The organism is Desulfobacter sp. UBA2225 (assembly GCF_002348205.1).
GTDB classification, from domain to species: domain Bacteria; phylum Desulfobacterota; class Desulfobacteria; order Desulfobacterales; family Desulfobacteraceae; genus Desulfobacter; species Desulfobacter postgatei.
This window is the reverse complement of record NZ_DDYV01000060.1, coordinates 1-4,798: the sequence shown is the minus strand read 5'-3', so window position 1 is coordinate 4,798 and position 4,798 is coordinate 1. Positions and strand designations below refer to the sequence as shown.

At 47.1% G+C, this 4,798-nt stretch carries 6 protein-coding genes and 1 pseudogene; 4 read left to right on the top strand and 3 right to left on the bottom strand.

All coding sequences use genetic code 11. The features are described from left to right. The 3 genes and pseudogenes from B3D59_RS03275 to B3D59_RS03265 all read right to left on the bottom strand — a co-directional run. Positions 1 to 372, bottom strand: a pseudogene (locus tag B3D59_RS03275) (IS1 family transposase); the annotation flags it as partial. Positions 373 to 429: 57 nt separating this feature from the next. Continuing rightward, positions 430 to 1,194, bottom strand: a complete 765-nt coding sequence (locus B3D59_RS03270; protein ID WP_286817674.1) for a rhomboid family intramembrane serine protease — start codon at positions 1,192 to 1,194, stop codon at positions 430 to 432. Between the two features lie 46 nt (positions 1,195 to 1,240). Next, entirely contained in the window at positions 1,241 to 1,813 is a 573-nt protein-coding gene (locus tag B3D59_RS03265; RefSeq protein ID WP_286817673.1) for a hypothetical protein, read from the bottom strand. Between the two features lie 114 nt (positions 1,814 to 1,927). Here B3D59_RS03265 and B3D59_RS03260 point away from each other — a divergent pair, with 114 nt between their 5' ends. From B3D59_RS03260 to B3D59_RS03245, 4 genes are all read left to right on the top strand, one after another. After that, complete coding sequence (locus tag B3D59_RS03260; protein ID WP_277004625.1) at positions 1,928 to 2,671, top strand: SIR2 family NAD-dependent protein deacylase; 744 nt, start codon at positions 1,928 to 1,930, stop codon at positions 2,669 to 2,671. 39 nt (positions 2,672 to 2,710) lie between these two features. After that, positions 2,711 to 3,043, top strand: coding sequence for a histidine triad nucleotide-binding protein (locus tag B3D59_RS03255; protein WP_286817672.1), 333 nt, complete (start codon positions 2,711 to 2,713; stop codon positions 3,041 to 3,043). A 102-nt stretch (positions 3,044 to 3,145) separates the two neighbouring features. Then, positions 3,146 to 3,742, top strand: coding sequence for a carboxypeptidase-like regulatory domain-containing protein (locus B3D59_RS03250; RefSeq protein WP_286817671.1), 597 nt, complete (start codon positions 3,146 to 3,148; stop codon positions 3,740 to 3,742). Continuing rightward, a partial coding sequence (locus B3D59_RS03245) for a hypothetical protein (protein ID WP_286817670.1) occupies positions 3,739 to 4,798 on the top strand: 1,060 nt, incomplete at its 3' end. The genes B3D59_RS03250 and B3D59_RS03245, both read left to right, overlap by 4 nt.

The following is a 4,798-nucleotide window of genomic DNA, read 5'->3' as shown; positions in this document are numbered from 1 at the left end:
AAGCATAAATCAGCCAGACTTTATTCTTTTTTGAACCGACGTAAGTCCAAAATTCATCAACTTCCAGTTTGTCGTAGTGAGACTGCTTCGGATTTATTTTATAGTTTGAATTTGTAAGCGTTGATAACACCTTGTTAATACTAATTTTTTCGATTTAAGCAATATCTCTAACGGCCACTCCTCTGGCGAACATTAACAAAATTCTGTCTTTTAACTCTGAATGACACCTTTTGTAACTCAAAGCATGATTACCGATAAACTGCCTACCACAATCATTGCAATAGTAATTTTGTTTACCATCTATTTTTTTGCCATTTTTTTTATTTTTATTCCTGAGCAAACAGGACATTTGAGTGTGATTTCAATTTTCATATTCCAAACATACACTCTTTTGGTTTAAAAATCCCAATATTTATGTCAGCATACTTTTTAAATCACCACCGCAAGAGACTGGACGCAAAAGGGCGAAGCGCCTTTGGCGCTCTTTATTTCAGAATCAATTCCAAGCCCTGGAAAACTGAACGAAACAGAAGAAAACAAGTAAACACGGACATGCCTGTGCANNAGGATATCGATTTTTCCGGATCTGCGACGCTCCTCATACCCAAATAGAAATGCCAGGATAAAACCTGCGGCAAACCCGCCGCCATGGCCCCAGTTGTTAATGTTCGGCAGGATCAGTCCAATCAGCACCAGGCTAAAAATCCAGGACTTGGTCTGATCAAATACCATTTTTCCCCAGATGCCGCCCCGGGACCAGCCAAAATAAAACAGGGCACCGATCAACCCGCAAAGACCGGCAGATGCCCCAATGGTCAAAGGCACACCGCCCAGGCAGGAGAGGAAAAAACCACCGGCACCGGAGAGGATATAGATGGACAGCATCCGGTAGACCCCGAATTCCTTTGTCGTGAGCGGGGCAAGGGTGCGAAGCGCCATCATGTTGAAAAGGATGTGCAACAGGCTGCCGTGCAGCCAGTTTGCGGTGAAAATACTGCTCCAGTCATGGAAATAGGCCAAGGGCACGGTCCCGGAAGCACCAAGGAAAATCAGGGCATCACTGGACGGTGCCAGGGCTGTTAAGGGATTCAGGGTGAAGTGAAGTCCCCGGGAGAACAGCAGGGACAGGGCATACATGATCACATTGACCCAGATCACGGCCTGTATGGTAAATTTTGTCCGATCATCAATCATAGCGAAAAAAGATGCCTGTTTTTAGAGCTTGTTAGGTAATTATGGATCAATGAATGGTGATGTCTTCTATTTTTACGGCAGCCAAATACTCTTTGACCGCCGCCAGGGTCAAGGCAAACATTTTGGTTCCGGCAAGGATGGCCATGGGATCATCCGGGACGCCGCAGGCATTGGCAAACACAGGTCCCATGACACCGCTGGGATCAGCGCCCTTGGTCTGTTTTTCCTTCATCTGCTGTACAAAGGTATCCAGTCGTTCCTTGAGTATGCCGAAATAATCGACCCGGGTGCCTGTGGTGGTTTCGGTCAGGGTTGACACATTGTTGGCAATCTCCCGGATCTGTTCCCAAAATGTCTGGGTCAAAGGCGTCTTATTAATATCTGTTGCCGGCATGAAAAAGGCAAGCCCCCACCCCACACTAAGAATTTTAAGAATGGCCAGTTCATATTCCAGGCGGTTCATGTCTATGGAATGCCCTTCGGGGACTGTGCCTAAAAGCGATTTTATGTCAGCCCTGTCAATGGCAAAGGCTGAAAGGTTTTCGGCCACCTGGTCCACGGTAAGGGTGGCTGCCGGATTATGCTGTTTTGCCGGAGATCGTCCATTGTCTGCATTCATCTGTGTTTTGATTTACCTTTACGCCATATCAAAATTTAGTTATCTTTAGTCCTTAAAGTGAATAAAATAACAATCCTCTGGTCAAGTGTAAACCCCGGAAGGTAATGATATGCCATGAATATTTATCAAGAAGCGGCCAAACAAATTATTGATGCCCACTATTGTGTGGCCTTTACCGGGGCCGGGATTTCCGTTGAAAGCGGCATTCCGCCGTTTCGGGGCAGAAACGGGCTGTGGAATAAATACGACCCCCAAACCTTTGAAATTGATTATTTTCTCCAGAACACGACCAGGTCCTGGGAGATTATCAGGGATATTTTCTATGACCTGTTCGGCCAGGTCCTGCCCAACACCGCCCACTATGCCCTGGCGGAGATGGAGCAGCGAGGCCTGTTAAAATCAGTCATCACCCAAAATATCGACAACCTGCACAAGGATGCCGGCAACAAAGAAGTTTACGAATTCCACGGGTCGTTAAAACAGATCATCTGCCTGAACTGCGGACAAAAAGTGAATGTGGCCCGGGTGGACATGAATCGTCTGCCCCCCACCTGCTTGACTTGCGGTGGTCTGATGAAGCCGGATGTGGTGTTTTTCGGGGAGGCTATTCCCGAATATGCGGCGTCCAAGTCTTTTGAGGCGTCCCAGAAAGCGGACTGCATGATACTTATCGGCACCACAGGCACGGTGGCACCTGCCAATATAATCCCCCCCAGGGCCAAGGACCGAGGCACCACCATTATAGAGATCAACCCGGAACCGTCGGAATATACCAACTGGATAACGGATATATTCATCCAGGAGAACGCCACAACAGCCATGGAAAATCTCATGGAAGCCATTAATGGGCTTTCCTGAGGCCTGTTTGGATTAAAAATATTGTATTGGAGAAAAAACATGCCTGACGATTGTCTTTTCTGTAAAATTGCAACCCATGAACTTCCCAGCGACATGCTCTATGAGGACGACGACTATGTGGTGTTCAGGGATATCCACCCCAAAGCCCCCGTCCACCTGCTGATCGTGCCCAAAACCCATATCCGCAGCGTTAACGACATTGAACCTGCGCATACCCAACTTGTGGGGGGACTTTTCACCCTGGCCGCAAAGATGGCCCAAAAAGAGGGGATAAACAACTCCGGGTATAAGCTGCTCTTTAATGTGGAAAAAGGCGGGGGCCAGGAGATCTTCCACCTGCATCTTCATCTGTTTGGCGGCTGGGAAAAATGAGCAGAGTTTTCTGATTAGATAAATCAAAACCCCAGAGTGGAAGGGATAGTTAGATCAAAAAATTAGGTTAATTCTTTTCATGAAAGTGAAAGGCGGCATGCTATGGCAATCAAAACCCGTCAAAAATGGACCAAGTCCAAGCAGACCTCTCTTGCGACATGGATATTCGGCTCCTTACTATTTATTTTCCTCATTGGTGTCTTCGTTTTCGCCCCGCCAACACTGCCTGAATTCAAGCACCGATTGCTGGCCTTGTTATCCGCCCTGCTTGCTGCCTTTTTTGGTTATTTTTTAACGGGTGACATAAATATTGAATTCGCCGGGAACTCGAAGCTTGGGCAAGTTGCCGTCAAGGCGGCCGGAGGCCTTGCTCTGTTTGCAGTTGTATTGTGGTGGTGGATGAGCCCTTTAGCGCCGGATCCCGAAAAAAACAAGGTGCCGGCCAAACCGTACGAACAGGTGATTGCCGGATCAATACGCTCAGGAACAGGCGAGCCGGTAGCGGATGTGAGCGTCTCAGTTCCGCAAATCGGCGTAACAGTCAAAACCGACAGCATGGGAAGATTTGAGCTTAAAATCAAAGAAACCCACCAGAAGACCATGGAAATACTGGCACAGAAGGATGGCTATAAACCCCATGAACAGTATGCGACCCTTGGCAATACAACCATCAGCTTCACCATGAAGGCGGCAAAATGAAAAAATTTTTCTATTTTGTGTTCCTGTTGATCCTCTTATGTACACCTGTTTTTTCCTATGGTGAACATATTAAAGGCTGCGTCGTACTTATTGATAAGCATGACAAGACAAGTCCTGCCGAAGGCGTCGATGTTACCATCAAGGAGACCGGTGATACGCTAAGAACCAAAGCCCATGGCCTGTTTCGAATGTTCATACCGGACGGTTTCAAAGCAGGAGAAACCGTGACGTTTCTGGTCGCCAAGGACGGCTATTGCATTCAATATCCGTTGGAAGGGGAACATCCTATCCCGGCGGATTTGGAAAAAAAGGTTGTCGAGATACGCTTGCTGCCGGTCGGCTCCAAAAAATTTTGGTCTGAAGACAGAATCGAAAATTTTATTAAAACGTTGGCCGAAAAGAGCAAAGAGCAAATCCGGCCAGATGGAACGCCACAGGATATCGACTTTTCACAGGCGATAAAAGAATGGGCGGTCAAATATGGATTTAGCGCCGAACAGGCCAAAGCGGAAATCGACAAGTGGGTAGCGGAAACAAAAAGCAAGGAGAATGATTTCCACAAGCTCGGTTTGGCAGCCTTTGCTGAAAAGCAGTTTGGTAAGGCCGAGTCGTTATTCAACAAATCCGCAAACGGAAAAATAACAAAATGGACGGCATTAAAGACCCAAGAACAACAATTGGCGGATGACATTATCTCTGATTTGCGTCTTGCCGGAGATGCCGCTTACAACAACTACGAATTTCATAAAGCAATTGAAAATTATGAAAACGCCCTTTCCTTTATTGTTAAGGATAAACAGCCACGATTGTGGGGTGCTATTCAGACTAAAATAGGAAATGCCAATGAACAACAAGGCATCCGAACTGAAGCGCAAAAAACGCACGACCATTTAAAACAAGCAATTCTTTGCTATCGAAATGCGTTGCAAGTCTATACCCGCGATCAGCTGCCACAGGATTGGGCCATGACCCAGAACAATCTGGGCAATGCACTGCGTGACCAGGGCATACGCGCAAGCGGCGAGATGGGCCAGGCACTGTTGGCCGAAGCCGTTA

Excerpts from the sequence above, each read along its gene's own strand:
- B3D59_RS03265 (WP_286817673.1), bottom strand. The coding sequence starts at position 1,813 with ATGAATGCAGACAATGGACGATCTCCGGCAAAACAGCATAATCCGGCA.
- B3D59_RS03260 (WP_277004625.1), top strand. The coding sequence starts at position 1,928 with ATGAATATTTATCAAGAAGCGGCCAAACAAATTATTGATGCCCACTAT.
- B3D59_RS03255 (WP_286817672.1), top strand. The coding sequence starts at position 2,711 with ATGCCTGACGATTGTCTTTTCTGTAAAATTGCAACCCATGAACTTCCC.
- B3D59_RS03250 (WP_286817671.1), top strand. The coding sequence starts at position 3,146 with ATGGCAATCAAAACCCGTCAAAAATGGACCAAGTCCAAGCAGACCTCT.